Origin of the sequence: Fulvivirga sp. M361 (assembly GCF_007097395.1) — a bacterium.
Lineage (GTDB): Bacteria > Bacteroidota > Bacteroidia > Cytophagales > Cyclobacteriaceae > Fulvivirga.
Genome location: NZ_VKDC01000002.1, coordinates 200,971 through 222,476, shown reverse-complemented (window position 1 = coordinate 222,476; position 21,506 = coordinate 200,971). Strand labels below are relative to the sequence as shown.

20 protein-coding genes are annotated in these 21,506 nt (G+C 40.8%); 14 read left to right on the top strand and 6 right to left on the bottom strand.

Features of this window, described 5'->3' with window-relative positions; all coding sequences use genetic code 11:
• Window positions 1-122 precede the first annotated feature (122 nt).
• The gene (locus FNH22_RS02305) at window positions 123-1,118 is read left to right on the top strand and encodes an aldo/keto reductase (RefSeq protein WP_143396691.1); all 996 of its coding nucleotides are present in this window, start codon (window positions 123-125) and stop codon (window positions 1,116-1,118) included.
• Window positions 1,119-1,162: 44 nt separating this feature from the next.
• Here FNH22_RS02305 and FNH22_RS02300 read toward each other — a convergent pair whose 3' ends face one another.
• Window positions 1,163-1,849, bottom strand: a complete 687-nt coding sequence (locus FNH22_RS02300) for an NUDIX domain-containing protein (protein ID WP_143396690.1) — start codon at window positions 1,847-1,849, stop codon at window positions 1,163-1,165.
• Between the two features lie 489 nt (window positions 1,850-2,338).
• On the opposite strand from FNH22_RS02300, the gene FNH22_RS02295 reads away from it, so the two are divergent.
• The gene (locus tag FNH22_RS02295) at window positions 2,339-4,720 is read left to right on the top strand and encodes a glycoside hydrolase family 3 N-terminal domain-containing protein (RefSeq protein WP_221420200.1); all 2,382 of its coding nucleotides are present in this window, start codon (window positions 2,339-2,341) and stop codon (window positions 4,718-4,720) included.
• Between the two features lie 280 nt (window positions 4,721-5,000).
• Here FNH22_RS02295 and FNH22_RS02290 read toward each other — a convergent pair whose 3' ends face one another.
• Window positions 5,001-5,444: a hypothetical protein gene (locus FNH22_RS02290; RefSeq protein WP_143396689.1), complete on the bottom strand. Its 444-nt coding sequence runs from the start codon at window positions 5,442-5,444 to the stop codon at window positions 5,001-5,003.
• 74 nt (window positions 5,445-5,518) lie between these two features.
• Between FNH22_RS02290 and FNH22_RS02285 the strand changes: the two genes are divergently transcribed.
• The 4 genes from FNH22_RS02285 (at window position 5,519) to FNH22_RS02270 (ending at window position 11,285) form a co-directional block, all read left to right on the top strand.
• Window positions 5,519-8,008 (top strand): ligase-associated DNA damage response DEXH box helicase, encoded by a 2,490-nt coding sequence (locus tag FNH22_RS02285; RefSeq protein ID WP_255517961.1) that lies wholly within the window; start codon window positions 5,519-5,521, stop codon window positions 8,006-8,008.
• 537 nt (window positions 8,009-8,545) lie between these two features.
• On the top strand, window positions 8,546-9,721 hold the full coding sequence (locus tag FNH22_RS02280) for a carboxypeptidase-like regulatory domain-containing protein (RefSeq protein ID WP_143396688.1): 1,176 nt from the start codon (window positions 8,546-8,548) through the stop codon (window positions 9,719-9,721).
• 123 nt (window positions 9,722-9,844) lie between these two features.
• Complete coding sequence (locus FNH22_RS02275; protein WP_143396687.1) at window positions 9,845-10,606, top strand: cyclase family protein; 762 nt, start codon at window positions 9,845-9,847, stop codon at window positions 10,604-10,606.
• A 52-nt stretch (window positions 10,607-10,658) separates the two neighbouring features.
• Window positions 10,659-11,285, top strand: coding sequence for a hypothetical protein (locus FNH22_RS02270; RefSeq protein ID WP_185154049.1), 627 nt, complete (start codon window positions 10,659-10,661; stop codon window positions 11,283-11,285).
• A gap of 638 nt (window positions 11,286-11,923) precedes the next feature.
• Here FNH22_RS02270 and FNH22_RS02265 read toward each other — a convergent pair.
• The gene (locus FNH22_RS02265) at window positions 11,924-12,970 is read right to left on the bottom strand and encodes a 3-deoxy-D-arabino-heptulosonate 7-phosphate synthase (RefSeq protein ID WP_143396685.1); all 1,047 of its coding nucleotides are present in this window, start codon (window positions 12,968-12,970) and stop codon (window positions 11,924-11,926) included.
• 114 nt (window positions 12,971-13,084) lie between these two features.
• Between FNH22_RS02265 and pdeM the strand changes: the two genes are divergently transcribed.
• The 8 genes from pdeM to FNH22_RS02225 all read left to right on the top strand — a co-directional run bounded on the left by pdeM (window position 13,085) and on the right by FNH22_RS02225 (window position 18,269).
• Complete coding sequence (gene pdeM, locus FNH22_RS02260; protein ID WP_185154048.1) at window positions 13,085-13,723, top strand: ligase-associated DNA damage response endonuclease PdeM; 639 nt, start codon at window positions 13,085-13,087, stop codon at window positions 13,721-13,723.
• A gap of 70 nt (window positions 13,724-13,793) precedes the next feature.
• The gene (locus FNH22_RS02255) at window positions 13,794-14,312 is read left to right on the top strand and encodes an RNA polymerase sigma factor (protein ID WP_143396683.1); all 519 of its coding nucleotides are present in this window, start codon (window positions 13,794-13,796) and stop codon (window positions 14,310-14,312) included.
• On the top strand, window positions 14,299-14,811 hold the full coding sequence (locus FNH22_RS02250) for a hypothetical protein (RefSeq protein ID WP_143396682.1): 513 nt from the start codon (window positions 14,299-14,301) through the stop codon (window positions 14,809-14,811). Before FNH22_RS02255 ends, FNH22_RS02250 begins: the two co-directional genes overlap by 14 nt.
• A 21-nt stretch (window positions 14,812-14,832) precedes the next feature.
• Window positions 14,833-15,348: a DUF4252 domain-containing protein gene (locus FNH22_RS02245; RefSeq protein ID WP_143396681.1), complete on the top strand. Its 516-nt coding sequence runs from the start codon at window positions 14,833-14,835 to the stop codon at window positions 15,346-15,348.
• A 45-nt stretch (window positions 15,349-15,393) separates the two neighbouring features.
• Entirely contained in the window at window positions 15,394-15,906 is a 513-nt protein-coding gene (locus tag FNH22_RS02240) for a DUF4252 domain-containing protein (RefSeq protein WP_143396680.1), read from the top strand.
• A 52-nt stretch (window positions 15,907-15,958) separates the two neighbouring features.
• Window positions 15,959-16,435 (top strand): DUF4252 domain-containing protein, encoded by a 477-nt coding sequence (locus FNH22_RS02235; protein ID WP_143396679.1) that lies wholly within the window; start codon window positions 15,959-15,961, stop codon window positions 16,433-16,435.
• A 141-nt stretch (window positions 16,436-16,576) separates the two neighbouring features.
• Window positions 16,577-17,476: an ABC transporter ATP-binding protein gene (locus FNH22_RS02230; RefSeq protein ID WP_143396678.1), complete on the top strand. Its 900-nt coding sequence runs from the start codon at window positions 16,577-16,579 to the stop codon at window positions 17,474-17,476.
• Window positions 17,469-18,269, top strand: a complete 801-nt coding sequence (locus tag FNH22_RS02225; protein ID WP_143396677.1) for a hypothetical protein — start codon at window positions 17,469-17,471, stop codon at window positions 18,267-18,269. The genes FNH22_RS02230 and FNH22_RS02225 overlap by 8 nt, the downstream gene beginning before the upstream one ends.
• Window positions 18,270-18,408: 139 nt before the next feature.
• Here FNH22_RS02225 and FNH22_RS02220 read toward each other — a convergent pair whose 3' ends face one another.
• From FNH22_RS02220 to FNH22_RS02210, 3 genes are all read right to left on the bottom strand, one after another.
• A complete protein-coding gene (locus tag FNH22_RS02220) occupies window positions 18,409-18,987 on the bottom strand; it encodes a YceI family protein (protein ID WP_143396676.1) in 579 nt (192 codons plus the stop codon).
• A gap of 107 nt (window positions 18,988-19,094) precedes the next feature.
• The gene (gene argH / locus FNH22_RS02215; protein ID WP_143396675.1) at window positions 19,095-20,381 is read right to left on the bottom strand and encodes an argininosuccinate lyase; all 1,287 of its coding nucleotides are present in this window, start codon (window positions 20,379-20,381) and stop codon (window positions 19,095-19,097) included.
• 61 nt (window positions 20,382-20,442) lie between these two features.
• Entirely contained in the window at window positions 20,443-21,504 is a 1,062-nt protein-coding gene (locus FNH22_RS02210; RefSeq protein ID WP_143396674.1) for a M20 family metallo-hydrolase, read from the bottom strand.
• Window positions 21,505-21,506 lie beyond the last annotated feature (2 nt).

The following is a 21,506-nucleotide window of genomic DNA, read 5'->3' as shown; positions in this document are numbered from 1 at the left end:
AAACATAAGCAATTAACCACTACAAATTACCAAAGACTTAAGACTCAGGACTGAGGACTCACAACTTAAGACAAAGAACTGAAGACTCAAGACTAATAACTAAAAAACTAACCACTAAAACAATGGAATACCAACGATTAGGAAAATCAGGCTTACAGGTAAGCAGGCTCTCATTTGGCTCATGGCTTACATTCGGCAAGCAAGTGGGGGATACCACTGCTGAAGATTTAATGAAAACCGCCTATGATGGAGGGGTCAACTTTTTTGATAACGCGGAAGCTTATGCCGGTGGTAAATCAGAAGAAGTGATGGGAGAGGTACTCAAAAAAATGGGATGGCAGAGAGATAGCTACATCGTAAGCAGCAAGGTGTTTTTCGGTGCTGACGGAGGAAGCGGTAGCCTGATGCCTACACAAAAGGGACTGAACCGTAAGCACGTTGTAGAAGCATGTGATCAGGCTTTAAAACGCCTTCAAATGGATTACCTGGACCTTTATTTTTGCCACAGACCAGACAAAAATACTCCCATTGAAGAAACGGTATGGACAATGCATAACCTTATTCAGCAAGGGAAAATACTCTATTGGGGTACCAGTGAGTGGAGTGCACAGGAAATTATGGAAGCACATAGGATAGCGGAAAGGTATAACTTAATAGGGCCTACTATGGAGCAGCCACAATATAATATGTTGGTAAGAGAAAAAGTGGAAGTGGAATACGATCAGATCTACAAAACGGTAGGCCTGGGTACTACTATATGGTCACCTTTAGCTTCAGGAGTGCTTACTGGAAAGTATAACGACGGGTTTCCGGAAGATACACGATTAGGAATAGAGGGAATGGAATGGCTAAAAGACAGGACCTTAGCCGAACAGAATTTAAGCCGGGTGCGTAAGGTTTCCGAGTTTGCCAGGGAACTGGAAGTAAGCATGCCATTATTGGCCATAGCCTGGTGCTTGAAGAATGACAACGTAAGCACTGTAATTTTAGGCGCTTCTAAAACTTCACAGCTAGAGGAAAATCTGAAAGCCTTTGACATTCTGGATAAACTGACCGATGAGAGTATGACTAAGATCGATGAGATTTTAGAAAATAAACCAGTCTTTCCTCCATTCTAGTAACTAAAATAGTTAATGAGCTTTTCATAGATAGTTATGAAAAGTCAGAGATCAAACATGAACCCTTTTCCTTTGAGTTCATTGTAGATTTTTTTATCGAATTTATACAAGTTGGCGGCGCGGTGTGCGACGCCTTCTTGTTTTTCCGGCAATTTGATCAACAGGTTCATCTTCAATAGTTTTTTTCGAAAGTTCCTCACATCGAATTCAATTCCCAGAACAGCTTCATACAGCCGCTGGATTAACGTTAAGGTAAATTTCTCCGGAAGAAGCTCAAAGCCTATGGGCTCATACCTTACCTTTTTTCTAAGTATGTTAAGTGCGTATAAGTAGATCTCATTGTGGTCAAAGCTTAATACCGGTATTTGAGCAATATCAAACCATTGGGCAGCTTTTGCACCTACTCCGGGCACAATGTTGTAGTTGCCAGGATTGATCAAGGCATAAAAGCCTATAGTGATCACACGCTTTTGAGGATAACGGTTTACAGCGCCGAAGGCATTGATCTGTTGCATGTAAATGTTATTTACTCCTGTTACTTCTTTTAGTATTCGTGAAGCCGAACGATCCAGGTCTTCATCAATTTTGATGAAACCACCGGGTAATGCCCACTGATCCATTTCTGGTTCAATTGCCCGTTGATAGAGCAATATTTTTAGTTGATGATCTTCAAACCCGAAGATTACGCAATCAATTGAAAGCTCTTGTAGCTTGTTGCTTTCCTCTGCCATGAACTCAATTTTTAAGCGGTCGATTCAAGGACGCAAATTATATCATAAACATGCAAATCCACTCACAGAATTAATTTTCTGTCAGGTTACTTACCTAATCAGCAGTTAAATTATAAATTAGTTATTGTATATAATACAGTAAGAAGGGTTTTTATTATGAACAGGCCTTATAATCCGATGATGATAGAAGAAGCCTTACGGACCTTTTGAAGGAAATGTCAGTGGAAGCAGAGAATGTCCCTGGATACTTATTTAGGAAATACCCATGGAGATTACCAATTAATCTGGATCAAATTTATAATTTTCTGCAATATTTTGTTCTGTATGCAGACTTGCTTTAATCGGTTTTGATATGGTGTTGATGGTAAGTTGTTTAAATAATCAATAAGCGTTATAAACTCTCTTCAGGCCAAAGTAAATTTAAATATGGGAACAAATTTAATTAAAATACTTATTGTAAATTTTACAATAAGTTATAAATTAGTAATTATGAAAATCAACAACATAAAAAAACTATTCTTCCAACGCGGCTTTTGTCTCCTTGTGGGCTTGATAGCCTTGGGCTGTACTTCAGAAAATTTGAATTCAGGCATGCCCGTTTATAAGGACAAGTCTGCTGAAGTTTCTGCAAGAGTAGACAACCTGCTTTCTTTAATGACTATTGAAGAAAAAGTAGCGCAAATGGAATGTGCCTGGAATACCAAAACGCTTTTGCTTGATGAGAATTTTGATTTTGATGCTACAGCTACCAAGGAAAATTTTCCGCATGGCCTCGGTCAGGTAGGACGACCAAGTGATGTTAACGGTGGGTTAATGCCATGGGAAACGGCCAGGCTTACGAACAGCGTTCAGAAGTATTTTATAGAAGAAACCCGTTTGGGTATTCCTGTTGTTTTTCATGAAGAGTGTTTACATGGTCAGGCTGGTAAAGAAGCTACTAGTTTTTCCCAGCCTATAGGATTGGCTGCTACGTTTGATACGGACCTGGTGGAACGTTTATACACGATGGTGGCACTTGAAACCCGATCTTTAGGTGCGCATCAGGCGCTTACCCCGGTGGTAGATGTAGCAAGAGAACCACGTTGGGGAAGGGTAGAAGAAACGTATGGAGAAGATCCTCACCTGGCTGCTCAGATTGGTATTGCCGCTGTTAAGGGGTTTCAAGGTGATGGCAGCTTTAAAGATAAAACACGGTTAGTCGCCACTTTAAAGCACCTGGCCGGACACGGACAACCGGAATCAGGAATGAACATTAGCCCTGCCAACTATTCAGAGCGTGTTATCAGAGAAATATTTCTACATCCTTTTAAAGAAATTATCAAGAACACCGGTGCCCTCAGTTTGATGGCGTCGTACAATGAAATTGACGGGGTACCAAGCCATGCCAACCAATGGTTGCTCAGAGATGTGTTAAGAGAAGAATGGGGTTTTCAAGGCTATGTAGTATCAGATTACTATGCGCTGAGAGAGCTCAATGACCGTGAAGGCTTATTTGGACACGGAGTGGCAAAAGATACGGACGCAGCTGCCAAGCTGGCTGTAGCGGCAGGTATAAATATTGAGTTGCCAGAACGTGATGTATATCATGAAAGCCTTTTAAAACTCATCAAAGCAGGTGAGATTGAAGAAAGTGCCATAGATAAGTTAGTCGGACCCATGTTAGCCGTGAAATTCAAATTAGGGTTGTTCGATGATCCTTATGTAGATCCTGAAGAGGCCAGAATAACAGTTGGCAATGAAGCACACCGTGTATTAGCCCTGGAAGCCGCCCGTAAGACGATTACATTACTTCAAAACAAAGATAATACTGCTCCCGTCAATAAAAGTGACATCGGTACTATAGCAGTGATCGGACCAAATGCTAAAAGAACCTTGTTAGGAGGATACAGCGGTGAGCCCAAATACAATGTCAACGTGTTGGAAGGCATCCGGCAAAAGGTAGGAGAAAGTGTGGAGGTGCTTTATGCAGAAGGCTGCAAGATCACTACTACTTCAGGCTGGACTAAGGACACAGTAGAGCTTGAGAATCCTGAAGTGGACAGGCAACGTATTCGTGAAGCCGTAAAAGTTGCGCGACAGGCGGATGTAGTAATACTGGCTATTGGAGGGAACGAGCAAACTTCCAGGGAGGCCTGGTCCGCAACACATATGGGGGATCGTACGGACTTGCAAATGGTAGGCCTCCAAGATGAATTGATCGATGCATTAGCTGCAACGGGCAAGCCTATAGTCGCATTTGTATTCAATGGCAGACCTCTGGCATTTACTAACCTGATCAGTAAAGTGCCAACAGTTTTTGAATGCTGGTACCTTGGCCAGGAAACAGGTGGAGCGGTAGCAGATGTCTTATTTGGGGATTATAACCCAGGTGGAAAATTGCCCATATCTATCCCCAGATCAGTAGGTCATATCCCTGCTTACTATAATTACAAACCATCTGCGCGAAGAGGATACCTCTTTGATCATGCGAGCGCCTTGTATCCGTTTGGCTTTGGTTTAAGTTATACTACCTTTAAAATAGCTGACCCTGTTCTTTCTTCGTTAACTATCGCTATGAATGGGCAGGCTAAAGTGAGTGTAGCCGTTACAAATACCGGTGATCTGGCAGGAGATGAGGTGGTACAACTGTACATCCGTGATCAGTTCAGTTCTGTCACTCGACCGGTAAAAGAGTTAAAAGGATTTAAACGAATTCATTTAGCGCCTGGAGAAACTCAAACGATAGAATTTGATGTATCATTTGATCAATTGGCCTTCTATGATATTAATATGAACTATGTAGTAGAACCAGGATCGTTTGATCTGCTGGTGGGTAATTCATCAAAGAATGAAGACCTGAAAAAAGTAGTGTTGACCGTCGAGGAACCATAGAAATAATCTAAAACTTAAGTGCCTGTTGAACCTTACCCTTACAGATACACCGATACCTATTTCTATTTAAGAGAGCATTTGGTTGCAGCAGGACTGCTTAAGTCTATAGATTAATTTTAAGGGGCTGGCGATCTTTAGAATTACTCTTTTATAACAGCCTTTGGATTCTTATTTGGCTGACTATCAGTCTAAGGATCAAGAGCATTGGCTTTTCGTCCTAATGTCAGTTTTGAAAATGCAAAATTCTGAGAAACTTTTATTCAAGCATTTCCACACACTACTATCTCTTAAAAATAAACCGGGTAATAAATAGTCCCTTCCCATCAGTTCCTCCGGCATCGCTTTCTACTCCACTGGTAACAAAAGCCAGTTCCCATCCGGCCTCAGTCATCTCAGTGAGTTTGGAAGCGATCATAGCGTCATTAGAGGCGATATTTCGAAAATTGATACCTGTTGCGCTGAAGAAATTCAGCATTTTGGTTTCTTCAAGATTGTTGATTTTTAAGTCTTTTCTGCTTACCTGACCCTGGTTTGTATCTGTGCCCGTCTCACGTTGTGTAGTGAACCTCTCTAAATTGACATCTTCTTTGTTACTGATCATACGAGACCGGCCAATACCCATTGGTACGATCGACTCTACCGTAGTAACCACTGCATATTCCTGTGCCTGAGCAGTAAAAAAAATAGACAAACCTAAAAGTGAAGTTAAGATGAATTTTTTCATAGTATGATTTTTAAGTGTTTCAATTATTCTTTGACCCATTAACAAATACCTTACCAATGTTTTAATCTGTTTCCATGAATCTCTATTTTAGGATAATGGATAATGAGCTGTTGCAGAAAGGGTTTAAATGGTTTGAAAGCAGAGGCTGGGCACCCTTTGAATTTCAGCAATTAGCCTGGAAAAGTTATTTGGAAGGAAAGCACGGATTGGTCAATGCACCTACGGGCAGTGGTAAAACCTATTCTCTGGTGGTGCCTATTTTACTAGAACATCTGAGAATTTCCGGAGGAAAGCCCTCCGGAGTGACTGGAAAACGACCATCTAATGGCATACAGGCCATTTGGATCACGCCCATTCGTGCACTCGCAAAAGAAATCTCTAACTCGGCTGAAAAAGCTGTCGACGGCCTTGGGATACCCTGGCGCATAGGTGTAAGGACAGGAGATACCTCGCCTAAGGATCGTGAGAAAATGAAACGCACTCCTCCGGAATTTCTTGTGACTACCCCCGAAAGTTTACATCTCATGCTTGCCCGGAAAGGGTATGCCAGGTTTTTCAAAGACCTGAAAGTAGTAGTCTGTGATGAATGGCACGAATTGATTGGTTCAAAACGAGGGGTTCAAATGGAACTGGCATTATCCCGTTTAAAAACCACCAGTCCGGACCTCAAAGTGTGGGGAATATCCGCTACTATTGGCAATATGCAGGATGCATTGGATGCTCTGCTGGGTAATTCTAAAGTAGGTGGGCAGTATGAAATAGTGACTTCTGACATAAAAAAAGACATTGAAGTAGAATCTGTACTTCCCGATACAGTTGAAAAATTGCCATGGGCAGGGCATTTGGGTATTAATCTGATTGATAAAGTCATTCCAATTATCAAAAAGAGTAAGAGTACCCTGATCTTTACCAATACCCGGTCTTTTGCCGAAATATGGTACCAGAAACTGTTAGATAGGGCACCGGAACTGGCCGGTATTATGGCGATGCATCATGGGTCCATAAGCCGTGAGTTACGTGACTGGGTAGAAAATGGTCTTCACCACGAGCACCTCAAGGCGGTGGTTTGTACCTCCAGTTTAGACCTTGGAGTAGATTTCAGGCCGGTTGAAACCATTATCCAGGTAGGCAGTCCCAAAGGAGTGGCCCGTTTCATGCAGCGAGCAGGTAGGAGTGGGCATCAACCCGGCGCCTTAAGCAAGATCTATTTTGTTCCTACTCATTCACTGGAGCTAGTTGAAGCCTCCGCCTTACGTGAAGCAATAGCCGCTGGTATTGTGGAAGACCGTATTCCTTATATCCGTTCATTTGATGTACTTATCCAGTACCTTATCACGCTGGCTGTGTCCGATGGGTTTAAACCTGATGATATCTTTTCGGAAGTCACAGGTACTTTTGCGTATAGTTCGGTTTCAATTGAAGAATGGCAATGGCTCATGCAATTCATTACTACGGGAGGAACAGCACTTTCTGCTTACGATGAATACCAAAAAGTAGAAATAGAAGATGGTGTATACAAAGTCACCAATCGACGTATTGCGTTACGGCATCGTCTGTCCATTGGAACCATAGTGAGTGATGCGGCGCTGAAAGTGAAGTATGTGAGTGGCAAATACCTGGGTACTATTGAAGAATACTTTATCTCCAGGCTTAACCCAGGCGATGTTTTCTGGTTTGCCGGACGTAACCTGGAGCTGATCCGTATCAAAGACATGGAAGTGCAGGTACGTAACAGTAAGAAAAGGGCAAAAGCCGTGCCTTCCTGGCAGGGTGGAAGGATGCCCCTTTCCTCACAAATGTCTGTAGTACTGCGAAAAAAACTGCATGAAATTACCCTGGATGAAGAGGAGAAAGACATAGAATTGGCTTTTCTCCAACCACTGATCGACTTGCAGAAAGAACGCTCTTACCTGCCAAATAAACACGAATTCCTGATCGAATATTTCAGTAGCAAAGAAGGGTACCATGTGGTGATGTACCCTTTTGAAGGGCGACAGGTGCACGAAGGTATGGGGGCATTGCTGGCATTGAGAATTGCCCGAATAAAGCCGATTACCTTCAGTATAGCTATGAATGACTACGGTTTTGAATTGCTTTCTGATCAGGAAATACCCATCTACGAGGCTATAGAAACAGACGTGTTGAGCAGTGAAGATCTATGGCAAGACATCCAGGCCGGTATTAATTCGGTAGAAATGGCGCGTAGGCGTTTCAGAGATATTGCTTCTATTTCCGGCCTGGTATTTAAGGGATACCCGGGACATCAAATAAAAGACCGTCATATACAGTCGTCCTCCCAGTTGTTTTTCAACGTTTTCAACGATTATGATAACAACAATCTACTACTAACCCAGGCATACGAAGAGGTAATGGACTTCCAGTTGGAAGAAGCCCGTATGCGTAAAGCCCTGGAGCGTATTAACCAGCAAAAGATCATCATCACAGCACCGGACAAGCCTACTCCGTTCGCCTTTCCGATTATGGTGGACCGCCTTTCCCGGGATAAATTGACTTCTGAGAAATTGGAGGATAGGGTGAAAAGAATGCAGCTACAGTTTGAATAGCCAATTTCACCTTTTTCAATTACTTACTTTTGATCTAGATAGAAATTACATTGACAGACAACTATTGAGGTGATATGAAAAACCTGTAACCCTGACATGAAGTCGGTTTATAAGTTGAATTTGCTGTAACGTTAAAAAATGAAATGGATACGATACTCAAGTTAAAGTCAGATGCTTTGTTTGAGTAGGAAGTTTACTGCTCTTGCCTGTCATACGTAGGCAAAACACAGTTAGAGCCCTTTTATCTTAGGTTTATGCAGCCATTCATATTCATAGGTCCGGGATATAGGTCAATGATTCTATACTGGTTCTCCTGGTCTGATATGTAAGCATAAAAAGAGAACGTTAGCCTCTGTAATGAATTTTAAGCCAGTGTCTGAGGTACTTTGAAAGTCCTGCTGGCAGGCAAGCCACACAGAAGGGTAACAGTAACTCAACAAACCAGGGGATGGTAAGATGGATACTTCAATAAATACAGTATCTTTTCCTTAAAACTTCTATATTTAGTTTTGATAATGACGTGTAAAACACGTCTTGTTGAACAAGAGATACACCGTGCTGAGATACCCTCTATTTCTTAAATGTACATGGTTGGTGATCTGTTTGATCACAATGTTTGCAGGAAATGCTCAGGATGCCCATACAACTATTTCCGGACGAATAGTAGATGCCGAAACTAAGGACCCCCTCCCTCTGTCTTCTATTTATATAAAAGGAAGGTGGATAGGAACTACTTCTAACAAAGATGGTTCATTTGTATTTCACATTCCGTCTGACTTGACGGCCTATCCGGTAGTGATCTCGATGATAGGATATAAGAGTATTGAGAGGCTTCCCAATAAATTTAAGAAGGGAGCAATTGTTCGTCTGGCGCCAAGTACCTTGCAGCTGAGTGAAGTAGTGGTAACTTCAGACAAACCTTATATTATTGAGGGATTTATCAGGGACCTTCAAAGTGAAGATGGGACGCATGTAGAAATGTTGGAGTATGCCACAAGGTTCTACTACCAGAACTTTCGGGTAGCGCCACAAGTGGAATTGAGGGAAGTGAGAAGGAGTTTTATTGCTAAAAAACATCCCTGGAATGATTTGTGGGAAAGAAAAAACTCTTTTTGGGATTTGTTGGAAGAAGATTTTATCAGACATGACATAGGCGCCATTTTGGGGAAGAAAAAATGGAAATATGAAATAAAAGACGTGCTATCTTTTAATGATCGTGTGGTATATAAAATTGCTGCCAGAGATGCACCTTTTCAAAGGGCGGTATTGTACATTGACGCAGAAACGTTTGCTTTCGTCCGTATCGAGCTGACAAGGCAAATGAGCCATGGTGAATATTATAAACGTGGATTAAAGAACGGGCAACAGGAGATTGACTATAGTATAATTTATGAATACCAGAAGTACAATGGAAGGATGTATTTAAAATATCAAAAAGAAGAGGATACTTATATTGTGTTTGAAGATTCAGCATCAGACAGTGTACTCTTTACTAAAGATCCCAGAAAAGAGCTTTTTATCAATAAGCTGATCATTGAAAATGTGGATGATTATCCTTTTACCAAAAACCTGCTAATTAACCGTAGCATAGAATCTCAGGCCAAGCCATATAATGCTGAATTCTGGAAGTATTATAATGTACCTGTTGAAACTGCGGAAGAAAGTGAAATTGCTGAAAAGCTTAGAAAGGCGCAGTTAAATATTCAACGTTAAGTATTGCTATAAACTTATTCACTCAAAGGAGGATCTAATATGCTCATACTTATTGACTGCCTTAAATAACGGCTGTTAGAGACCTACCCGGGAGTACATTTATAACTAAAATAAAAAAGCAAAATGAAGGTAGTAGATCTGTCCAAGCCAATTCAATATAATAAAACAGATCCATGGTTTATGCGGGTAAAAATTAAGCATAAACCACATAGAAAAGCCAGGTGGTTGATACGTGTTTTAGGCTTGCCTTTCAGGTTGTTTCCAAAAGATTTTATTGGGTGGGCGGATGATACAATTGAAAAGATGGGTGTTCATGCTACCACACATATTGATGCACCCTGGCATTATTCTCCAACCACCAATGGGCAGAAATCCAAAACCATAGATGAAATACCTTTAGAGTGGTGCTTTGGAGAAGGGTTAGTCATCGATATGAAACATAAGGCTGACTTTGACCCTATCACTGTCAGTGATATAAAAGGTTTTTTAGAGCATAATGGACTGGTTATTAAAGCCGGGATGATCGTAATGATCAGAACAGGTCGTGATAAGTTTAATGGTACAAAGGACTTTCATAAAATAGGAACAGGTATGAGCGCTGAAGCCACAGAATGGCTCATTGACCAGGGAATAAAAGTAATGGGCATCGATTCATGGGGATGGGACTTGCCGTTGCCTTACATGCTAAAAAAGGCAAAAGAAACGGAAGATCCGGAATTATTCTGGGAAGCACATTTGGTGGGAAAAAGGAAAGAGTATTGCCACATGGAGCAATTGGTAAATCTGGATGAACTTCCTTTTAATGGTTTTAAAGTTGCGGTATTTCCACTCAAGATTGTTGGAGCTTCGGCGGCGCCTGCCAGAGTAGTAGCCTTATTTGACTAGATAAATACAATTTTCCACTAAAAAAAACACCTTAAAACAAACGACCATGAGTATGAATATTATGCTAACCACATTTCTGATAATATTGGCTTCGATAGTCGCATCTTGCGGGCAAGGAGGGCAAAGCGCGCAAATTGACGAGGGTCAAGTGGAAGGAGCCGTTTATAGCAGTGAGGAAATAGGCTGGACAATGGAGATTCCAAAGGGATGGGATGTAATTGCTAAAGATAAACTCGAAGCAATTACTGAAAGAGGTATGGACGCTGTAGAGGAAGCCATGGATGAAGAGTTTGACTACAGTGGCCTGAAATATTTAATAAGCTTTCAAAAAAATCAATTCAACATTTTCCAGTCCACATCCGAACCATTTAAGCTGGAATATGAAGGAGAATGGGAAGACAACAATGCGGCACTAAAAGAGATCATTTATGCGACATTTGTGGATCAGGGCATTTCGGCTGATTCAACCTCCACTACAGTTGAAATCATTGACGGACTGGAGTTTCAGACATATTCTTTCACTATATACGGTCCAAATGGTGACGTGATCTTGAATCAAATAATGTATAGCAGATTCATTAACGGTTTCGATTTTGGCGTTAACCTCAATTATAACAATGAAAAGGACAAGGAAGAAATGATGGCAGTGTGGAAGAATTCGAAATTTAAGAAGCAATAAGAATAAACCAGCCACTATCACTTTTGAGTACTTAAACAGCTTGTTCTCATCAAAACATCTATAAGATACCATGTTGTTAGGGTATTACCAGGGGATGAACTTTGAAATAGACGTTAGCAGAAACATCATTGAGCAATTTGCAGATTAACTGAAAGAAGATATCACTTCAAGTGCAGTGACTTTTGACTCTGGATTTGGTACGGGTACTATTTCCGCTACCCGCTTTCCGGATGGAACATATCTATTCCAGTATAATTTAAGAAATACTATAGTGAATAACTCCTTTGACCTCAAAGATAGTCAGTGGTTATAACTTAACGTGAACCTTTCGCCGATGACAGTGGAAAAGGTGGTAAATGGACAGGGGTAGTTCATATTAAAATTATTTACCCTCTGGTATGTAGCTGTGTACCCCAAATACAAAAGTTCAGACTGCAAGTCCGGTGGAACAGAGTTTTCAGTTTCCGGAAAGAAAGCCAGAATGCTGCTGGAATATAAGAATGCCATCAATTTTAAAGAAGCGTGGAAGAATTGAAGAAAAAGGGTAATTCAAAACCGTTTTGAATAATGGCCACTGAAATAAAATCTTTTTACTTCATTAAAACCTTTCGAATAAGATGTTTAAGGTAATTTATGTCCTAACCCATTACCTTCTCTCCCCTGGCAATATTCCAGATAGTAGTAGCATCCTTTATTAATTGGGTCAATACCTCAGGAGTAACGGCCTGCTTAGGGTCATCGCCAATGCCATACTTAGGATCAATATGACTTTCAATGATCAGTCCGTCAGCGCCATAGGCAATGGCTGCCAGTGCTGCTCCGGGTACGTATTTAGCCCTGCCTACCGAGTGAGACGGATCTACTACCACCGGCGCCCAGGTTTTTTCTTTTAACAACGGTGTAATGCTTTCATCCGGGTTATTCCTATATCCTTCCATTTGAGGTATGGTACCTCTTGGGCATAGCATCACATTAGGATTACCACCGGCTACAATATATTCCGAAGCAGCAATGAGTTCGTTTACCGGGCCCATAGCGCGCGTCCTTTTTAGCAATACAGCCATGTTTGAATTGGCTGTTTTTTCGCCTATCTTTTTTAGCAATGAGTAGTTCAATGCATTACGCGTACCAATTTGTAAGACATCTACCTCCGCTTCCAGAGCAATGTCAAGCTGATATTCATCCATTACCTCCGTGTCAATAGGCAATCCGGTTTGCTCACGAGCTTCTACCAGTACTTTTATCGAACTATCATCTCCCTGAAACGCATAAGGCATAGTACGTGGCTTCCATACACCACCACGTAAGGCTTTGGCTCCCGCTTCTTTCATAGCATGCGCTGTCTCAATAAAGTAGTTGGGATTATCAGGGTCAATAGTACACTGGCCCCCAATAATAAAAGGTGATTCACCTACTATATGCCCGCCAATAACAATCTTGTGGTTTGCCAACTCGGAATGGATGTCCATTAATTTATAAGGCGAGTCAATGGCGTCAAAACGATCGATATAATCCAGTCCGAGAATTCGGTTGATCATAATTGGTTCTCTTTCCTCTCCCAGGAGCGCATAGATCGTTCTATGATGACCTTCTATGGTCTGTATTTTACAGCTATATTCATTGGCAATATCCGTTACCTCTTTTAGCTGTTCTTTCGTTAATTTTGATTCCTTTGGAATGATCATAATCCGTGCCTTAAAAAATGAAGGCGTAAAGCTATAGCTTACAAGTGAGATTCAAACAAAAAACTTTATTTTTTGATGATAAAGGCTGTTTTGCCTAACTAATGTTCGGTCATATTGGAAGTAAAAATTAAGCACCATAATTTCAAATTACTGGAAGAGAAATGCCTGCTATGGCTTGACCGGGAAGCGCTTCTTATTGCTGACCTTCACCTTGGCAAGGTCAATCACTTTCGAAAGTCCGGTATACCGGTACCCAATAAGCCCAATGATGAGAATATTGAGAGACTAATCATGCTACTGCAAACGGTCCGGCCTAAACGGGTCCTTTTTATGGGTGACCTTTTTCATAGTCATTATAATACGGAGTGGGAGATTTTCGGTGAGGTGCTCAAATATTTCCCGGAAACTCAATTTGAATTGATAGTGGGTAATCATGATATACTAAGTAATTATCAATATACTAAAAATAAACTCGTACTTCATGATAAGCCTCTGATAGAAAATGGTCTGATCTTATCTCACGAACCTTTGGACACCCTGGCTGATGATCAATATAATATTGCGGGTCATATTCATCCGGGAGTACGGCTTAAAGGGAAGGGACGGCAACATCTCACATTACCATGTTTTTATTTTGGCAAGCAGCAGGCATTACTCCCCGCCTTTGGTCAGTTTACCGGTATTGCCAAAATCAAACCGCAAAAGGGAGATAAGGTAATAGTTATTGTAGATGGCAGGCTGATGGAAGTCTGAGTATCGAGTTTTTGAGTTTTTTTAAAGCCTGTTGTAACATCTTTAATAAAGGGTCGTCTACCAGTTGAATATGAGTTTGAAAGCCTTTAAAACCCAGGTACTACCCGTTAAGGACAAGCTGTATCGCTTTGCTCTGAGAATGGTACGGAGTGAGGTGGAAGCCGAAGATATTGTGCAGGAGGTACTGATCAGGGTTTGGAATAAAAAGGAAGACATGGCTCGACTTGAAAATGTAGAAGCCTGGTGTATGCGAATTACAAAAAACCTTAGCCTGGATAGATTAAAATCTTCTTATGTGAAACGTACAGATCAGCTGGCTGACGGTTTTGATGCCAGCATAGAAAATGAGGTGACGCCTTATCGGTCGACAGAAATGAAAGATACAATGAAGCGTGTGGATAAACTTATCGCCTCTTTACCTGAGAAACAGCGACAAGTGATACAGCTGCGGGATATGGAAGGATATAGTTATAAGGAAATATGTGACATCATGGAGATAGACATGAATCAGGTGAAGGTGAATCTTTTCAGAGCGCGGAAAACCATTAAAGAGAATCTCGTAACGATCAATGCTTATGGACTTGGATAGAATAGAACGATTGTTAGAAAAATACTGGGAATGTGAGACTTCGTTGGAAGAGGAAAAAGAACTTAGGGTCTTTTTCAATCGACCGGATATTCCCGTGAAATGGAAGAAGATATCACCATTGTTTGAATATTATGAAGAGGAACTTCAATCCAATACGCTGGGCAGTGCATTTGACGAAAGAGTATTGACCAGGTTAGCCCCAATGCCTGCCGAGCAAAAAGGCAAAGTCAGAAAACTCTTTTATGACCTGGCTCGTGTGGCTGCCGTAGGCCTGATAGTAATAACAGCTACCTATTTTATTCGTGAGCAGTATATGGAGCATAAAGATGATCCTTACATGGTGGATACTTTTGAAGATCCCAGGGAGGCTTTTGAAGAGACAAAGAAAGCACTTCGGATGATCTCGAAGAATTTCAATAAAGGACGCAAAGAAGCGAAGAAGATCGGAGTGTTCAACAATGCTCGTGAGAAGATAAAAAATGGTGATAACAAATTGTAAGACATTATAAACAGGATAAAGATGAAAAAGATATTGATAACAACGATGGTATTGATGGTAGCCTTTGCTTCGAAGGGGCAAGACGCTGTCAGCCGATTTTTTGATAAATACGCGAATGACGAAAGTTTTACTAACGTCAACATTACCTCGCGCATGTTCGGGCTTTTTACAGACCTGGAACTAGAGGACAAAGAAGATCAGGAGGTCCTTGATGCCATAGGTAAGTTGAAAGGGCTTAAAATTTTAGCTAAAGAAGACATAAATAACGGTAAGCAACTCTATAAAGAGGCCTTTGGCCTGGTTCCCTCACGTGAATATGATGAATTGATGTCTGTAAGAGACAAAGACAAGGACATGAAGTTTCTCATTAAAGAGAAGAATGGAAAAGTAGACGAATTATTAATGATCATGGGTGGAGACCATGAGTTCTTTATCCTTACCATATTTGGTGAAATTGACTTAAAACAGGTGGCTAAAATCTCTCGTGCGATGGATATTGATGGATTAGAACAACTGGAGAAACTGGATGGTAATTAGTATTTGGAAAGTAAAAAATTTAACAACACTCAAAATAGATATAAGATGAAAAAGTTAATGATGACAATGACAGTACTTGCAGTAGCGGCTGGTCTTACTTTTGGTCAAAGTAAGACGGTGGCGGACTTTCAACGGAAGTATCAGAATGATCGTGATGCTACAATGGTGCACCTTAATGGAGGGTTATTTAAACTCCTTGCCAGTATAGCTACCTTTGACTTAGGCGATGAAGATGAAGATGCTGAAGTAGTAGCCCGAATTAGCAATGGTATCAAATCCATGGACATCCTTTCCATCCCCTTATTTGAGTCAGGTCTTATGCCCGAGGGATTTGAAGAATTACGTCAAAATCTTCTAAAAGAGAAATATGAAGAATTAATGGAGGTGCGCGATGGAAGAAATAATGTTTCTTTTTTATCTCAGGGTACGGACAGCGAGGTCAAGAATATGGTGGTACTGGTAAGAGAAGATGACAAGGCAGTAGTAATGAATGTCAATGGAACACTGGATATGAGAGACCTGGCCTATCTTGCCAGGCACAGCCAAAAGTTTAATTAAGGAGTATTGTAATGGGAGTAGCAGGGTGTTAGCCTATGCTGCTTCATTTTTTATGAAAAAGATAGTTATAGTTTTTTCACTGGTTTTGCCATCACTTGTACATGCTCAGAGTGAAACCACGAAACGATTTCAGGAAAAGCATGATGGAGCGTTTACATTGTTTTTTTACAATAATACACTCAAAATGCTGAATATGGAGGAGAACGCCGAATTTGAAGCCTTGATCAAGGACATAGATAAAATGAAGTTCATCCGGGTAGATAAAAAAGAACGGAATATGGATAAGGCTGCTTTTAATAGCCTTGTAGAGCAATATCATGACGAGGAATTTGAAGATCTGATGACGATGCGACAGGAAGGGATGGATATTCATGTATACATAAAGGAAAGCAGTGGTGTTACTAAGGGATTAGTATTTATTATGGATGATGATGAAAGCCTTTCCATTCTTGATGTTAAAGGCGCTGTGCCACTAAACAAGGTAGCTAACTTACTGTCTGCGCTTAAACCTACCCTTGGAGATCACTAATGTCCTGATCAGACCACTCATTATGCTACTCACCCTTTTACCGGGAAAAGGATGCCTATGATCATGTGTTTTCGTTCAACATAGTGATTTTATGATCACCTTTTTTTAAATTAAACCGCATGTTGTACTAAACATCCTAATTTGGAAACCGTATTAAGTATTCAAAATCTCACCAAACGCTATGGCCGCCTGACCGCGGTGAATAATCTCACACTGAACGTTGAAAAAGGCAGTGTTTTTGGCATTTTAGGCCCAAATGGCAGTGGTAAAACTACTACACTGGGTATTCTCCTGGACGTTATTAACAAGACCAGTGGAGATTTTACCTGGTTTGGCGCACCACCCACTAAGGCGGTACGTAAGCGGATAGGTGCTATTTTGGAGACACCTATTTTTTACCCGTACCTTTCTGCAGCCAAGAACCTGGAAATTGTCGCTGAGATCAAAGACGCCCCTAAGGCTAATATAGACCCGGTACTGGAAAAAGTAGAGCTTCTGGATCGTAGGAATGATAAATTTCGTACGTATTCTTTGGGGATGAAACAGCGCTTATCCATAGCTTCGGCCTTGATATGTGATCCGGAAGTAATGATATTAGATGAGCCCACCAACGGTTTAGATCCTCAAGGTATTGCCGAAATACGTACACTTATCCAGCAAATTGCCTCAGAGGGGAAGACCATCATTTTGGCTAGTCACTTACTGGATGAAGTGCAAAAAGTATGTTCGCACTTTTGTGTTTTGAAAAAAGGAACCCTATTGCATTCCGGCTCGGTCGATGAGATAGGAAAAGGACCTGTGACAGTGGAGGTAGATGCAGTCGGAGAACAGATAGAATCAGTCTTAAAAAGCTGGGATAAAGCTATAGATGTGAAACTGGAAGACGGCTATTACCAGGTGAAGCTGACAGACGGGTGTACAGCACAAGATCTTAATGTCCACCTTTTTGATCAGGGACTTATCGCTACACATTTACTAACACAAAAGAAAAGCCTTGAAAAGCAGTTCCTTGAACTATTAGCTGAATCTGAAAATGCTTAAACTATTACGTATTGACTTGCTCAAACTCGCCAACTACAAAGCGTTTTGGGTATTAAACGGACTTTATGCACTGCTAATTGTTGGTATCCCGGCGGGTGTCATAGAATTTCTTAAATGGTTAAAATCAGCAGGGGCGGAATTTGATGGGTTTGACCCCATGAAAATCCCAATACTTCATTTTCCTGATATATGGCAGAATATCACGTATGTCTACACATTCCTCAAAGTATTTCTTGCCATTATCATAGTTATATCCATTTCCAATGAATTCACTTATAAAACCGTTCGTCAGAATATCATTGATGGTATGAGCCGCCTGGATTTCCTTAAATCCAAGCTACTGACCATATTGATGGTTTCGATGGGCTCTGCAGTATTGGTGTTTTTGACAGGACTGATCACGGGAGCTCTCTATACTCCGGATATGGCTTTTGCAGACATGTTCTCTGAAATTGAGTTCGTATTTGCCTATTTTCTGGATCTGTTCGCCTTTTTGACATTTTCCTTTTTATTGACAGTAATATTAAAACGCTCAGCACTCACAGTATTTATACTACTTATTTATCGCCCGGTGGAATGGATCATTATCATTAACCTCCCCACGGCTATTGAAGGAATTGGACAGTATTTTCCGCTTCAAGCCATGAGTAACATGATAGAAGTACCTTTTCCAAAGTATATTTTCCAGGAGATTAATGACGATGTAAACACTACAATGGTAGGAGTCGTAATAGCCTGGATTTGCTTATTTGTTTATGCTATTTATGCGAAATTGAAATCAAGTGATCTGTGATGGGGTACAAGGTGTTGAATTTTTATCAACCTCTGCGGGCATATTTGGCTCATTCAGAAGTATTAAACCCTTTTCAATTCAATTAAAACGGCCCTCACTTTAAAGGCCGTTTTACTATTTCCCAGAATCTGAATTTTTACTATTTCTTAGCCACAATCTTTACCTGCATACGGAATTCATTGGAAAGAATAGCATTTTCTACCTTCCATCCATACATTACTTTAAAATCAGTACGGTCTACTTTTATATCAGCCACTGCTACTACTTTGTCTGAGGAAGACTCTTGTATCGTAGTTTGAAATTCTACCTCTTTAGTGATCCCACGAATGGTCAGATCGCCTGTTGATTTCCCTGATGCATCACTTTTGTTAATTACCAACTTAGCCTCCGGAAATTTTTTCACGGCAAAGAAATCATTGGATTTTAAATGACTAACCAACTTGGTATTCTCTTTTTCCTTTTCTACATCTTTATTACTGATACTATTCATATCAATAATGAATTGGCCCGAGGTGATGATGCCATCAGTTACGTTTAACGTGCCAGACTTTAATTGAACATAACCCCAGTGTTCGTAAGATTTAGCCAGGTGATAACCTGTCCATTTCAATTCGCTTTCAGTATGATTCACAGTAAACGTATCTTTTGAGGCTTCAAAAGCTGAAAAGACCATAAATAGCACAGCGACGAAGCCGAATATTACAAGTTGTTTTGTCATAATGCGAGTGGTTTTAAATTAATGTTGTAACATCTAATGACGCAATTTAAAAAATAACGTTGCATTCAAAGGTAATATGTCGTTATATGGACACACTTCTAATTATATCAATTCTTCAAAGCAGCTTCCATTTTAGTGTTGATCTGTTCATTTCCTAAGTTGCCCACGCTACCTGTATGTGTGTGATGGATAGACCTGGAAGGCATGTAGCTTCCTTCTTCTATTTGTCTGCCTACTTCTTTATATGCATCTCTGAAGGAAAGTCCCTGTTGTACTAAAGCATTCACCACTTCTACGGAAAAGATGTAATCGTATTTAGGGTCATTGATTATTTCTTCTTTGATGATGATGTGCTCTATCATGTATTCTGTCATAAACAGGCAGGACTTAAGTGTTTCAATAGCCGGGAGTAGGCTTTCCTTTAGTAGCTGAAAATCACGATGGTATCCGCTCGGTAAATTATTTGTGACCGAGATCAATTCTGTCGGAAGGGCTTGTATTTTATTGCATTTGGCCCTTATTAACTCCATGACGTCAGGGTTTTTTTTATGCGGCATAATGCTCGACCCTGTGGTAAGCTGGTCAGGGAAAGTTACAAACCCAAAATTTTGACTCATGTATAAGCATACATCCATTGCCAGCCTGGACAATGTACCAGCTATCCCTGTCATGGCAAAGCTCACTGATTTTTCAAGCTTACCTCTGCTCATTTGTGCAGCCACGGCATTATACTTCATTTCACTAAATTGTAGCAATTCGGTAGTCTGTTCGCGGTCAATAGGAAATGAACTACCATAACCTGCTGCTGAGCCTAAAGGATTTTGATCTGCCACCTGATAGGCAGCGTTCAAAAAGTACACATCATCCACCAATGATTCCGCATAAGCTCCAAACCACATTCCAAAAGAGGAGGGCATGGCAGCTTGTAAATGAGTATAACCTGGAATGAGTACATCATTATATTGCTCACTGGCCTGGATCAATCGGTCAAAAAGGGCCTTAACCAGTGTTTTGATTTCCTTGATTTCTTCTTTAATGAACAGATGTAAATCCACAAGCACCTGATCATTACGAGAGCGTGCAGTATGGATTTTTTTTCCGGTATCCCCGAGTTTTTCTGTTAACACATATTCCACTTTAGAGTGGACGTCTTCAAAAGATTCTTCAATGGTGAATTTGCCATTTTCTATTTCCTTGAGAATGATGTTTAATTCTCTTTCTATTTCAGGTAGCTCATTTTTGTCCATTAAACCTACCGAAGTAAGCATCTGAGCGTGAGCCAGCGAGCCCAATACATCAAATTTTGCCAGCTGTAGGTCCAGCACTCGATCATTACCAACGGTGAATTGTTCTACTATCTTTTCTGTACTTATTCCTTTATCCCAGAGTTTCATATTGTTTTTTTAGGTAATCTTGAGTCATTAGTCTTAAGACTTACGACTCAAGACTAATGACTCAAAATCCACTTTCCTTATTTAGGGCTTCTATTATTTCAATGTATAGCTTGATTCCTTCCCGAACTTCATTAAGGTAAATATATTCATCTGCGGTGTGTGACCTGGCAGAGTCACCCGGGCCTATTTTGACGCTGGGGAAGGGCATCAGCGCCTGGTCTGACAGGGTGGGGGAACCAAATTTTTCAAGGTTAAGTTTTTTAGCCACGTTGTGAATGGGATGGTCAGTGGCTATTCCGGAAGGTTGTAACCGGATAGAGCGAGGTTTTACATCACATGCCACATGGTCTTCAATGATCTCTATGGTCTCTTCCAGGCTGTAGGCTTCAGTTACCCGAACATCCACTACAAAGCTGCATTGATCAGGTACTACGTTATGCTGGCTTCCTGCGGCTACCTGTGTGACACTCATGTGCATTTCACCCAGCGTTCCGGAGACCTTGTCAAACTCATAAGTTTCAAACCACTTTATATCCTCAATCGCTTTGTAAATAGCGTTCTCACCTTCGTTCCTGGCGGCGTGTCCTGCTTTTCCCTGTGCGACACAATCAAGTACTAACAACCCTTTTTCAGCTACGGCAAGTTTCATTTGCGTTGGTTCACCTACTAATGCAAAATCGATTTTACCCATATCAGGAATAATACTTTCTATTCCGTTTTTTCCTGAGATCTCTTCCTCGGCAGTTCCAGCAAAAATCAGGTTCAACCCCAGGTCTTTACGTTCTGTAAAGTGTAGAAAAGTAGCGAGCAGTGATACCAAAGCACCTCCGGCATCATTACTCCCTAACCCAAATAGATGGTCATCTACCACTTCTGGTTGAAAGGGGTCTTTCGTATATCCTTGATTTGGTTTTACTGTGTCATGATGGGAGTTAAGAAGTATGGTAGGCTTTGTGGCATCAAAATATTTGTTGAAGGCCCATACATTATTTCCGGAACGCTTTACTTTAGCGTGGTGTGCTTCAAGAAATTCGGCCAGCAAGTCGGCTGTTTTTTCTTCTTCTCTGGAAAAAGAAGGGATTTCGATCAATTGTTTTAACAGGTCAATAGCTTCTTCCTCCATAC

Coding starts and splice junctions, on each gene's coding strand:
- FNH22_RS02245 (WP_143396681.1), top strand. CDS start 14,833: ATGAAAAAGATATTGATAACAACGATGGTATTGATGGTAGCCTTTGCT.
- FNH22_RS02300 (WP_143396690.1), bottom strand. CDS start 1,849: ATGGCAGAGGAAAGCAACAAGCTACAAGAGCTTTCAATTGATTGCGTA.
- FNH22_RS02305 (WP_143396691.1), top strand. CDS start 123: ATGGAATACCAACGATTAGGAAAATCAGGCTTACAGGTAAGCAGGCTC.
- FNH22_RS02275 (WP_143396687.1), top strand. CDS start 9,845: ATGAAGGTAGTAGATCTGTCCAAGCCAATTCAATATAATAAAACAGAT.
- FNH22_RS02220 (WP_143396676.1), bottom strand. CDS start 18,987: ATGACAAAACAACTTGTAATATTCGGCTTCGTCGCTGTGCTATTTATG.
- FNH22_RS02235 (WP_143396679.1), top strand. CDS start 15,959: ATGAAAAAGATAGTTATAGTTTTTTCACTGGTTTTGCCATCACTTGTA.
- FNH22_RS02255 (WP_143396683.1), top strand. CDS start 13,794: ATGAGTTTGAAAGCCTTTAAAACCCAGGTACTACCCGTTAAGGACAAG.
- FNH22_RS02265 (WP_143396685.1), bottom strand. CDS start 12,970: ATGATCATTCCAAAGGAATCAAAATTAACGAAAGAACAGCTAAAAGAG.
- argH (WP_143396675.1), bottom strand. CDS start 20,381: ATGAAACTCTGGGATAAAGGAATAAGTACAGAAAAGATAGTAGAACAA.
- FNH22_RS02210 (WP_143396674.1), bottom strand. CDS start 21,504: ATGGAGGAAGAAGCTATTGACCTGTTAAAACAATTGATCGAAATCCCT.
- FNH22_RS02250 (WP_143396682.1), top strand. CDS start 14,299: ATGGACTTGGATAGAATAGAACGATTGTTAGAAAAATACTGGGAATGT.
- FNH22_RS02285 (WP_255517961.1), top strand. CDS start 5,519: ATGAATCTCTATTTTAGGATAATGGATAATGAGCTGTTGCAGAAAGGG.
- FNH22_RS02295 (WP_221420200.1), top strand. CDS start 2,339: ATGAAAATCAACAACATAAAAAAACTATTCTTCCAACGCGGCTTTTGT.
- FNH22_RS02240 (WP_143396680.1), top strand. CDS start 15,394: ATGAAAAAGTTAATGATGACAATGACAGTACTTGCAGTAGCGGCTGGT.
- FNH22_RS02270 (WP_185154049.1), top strand. CDS start 10,659: ATGAATATTATGCTAACCACATTTCTGATAATATTGGCTTCGATAGTC.
- FNH22_RS02225 (WP_143396677.1), top strand. CDS start 17,469: ATGCTTAAACTATTACGTATTGACTTGCTCAAACTCGCCAACTACAAA.
- FNH22_RS02290 (WP_143396689.1), bottom strand. CDS start 5,444: ATGAAAAAATTCATCTTAACTTCACTTTTAGGTTTGTCTATTTTTTTT.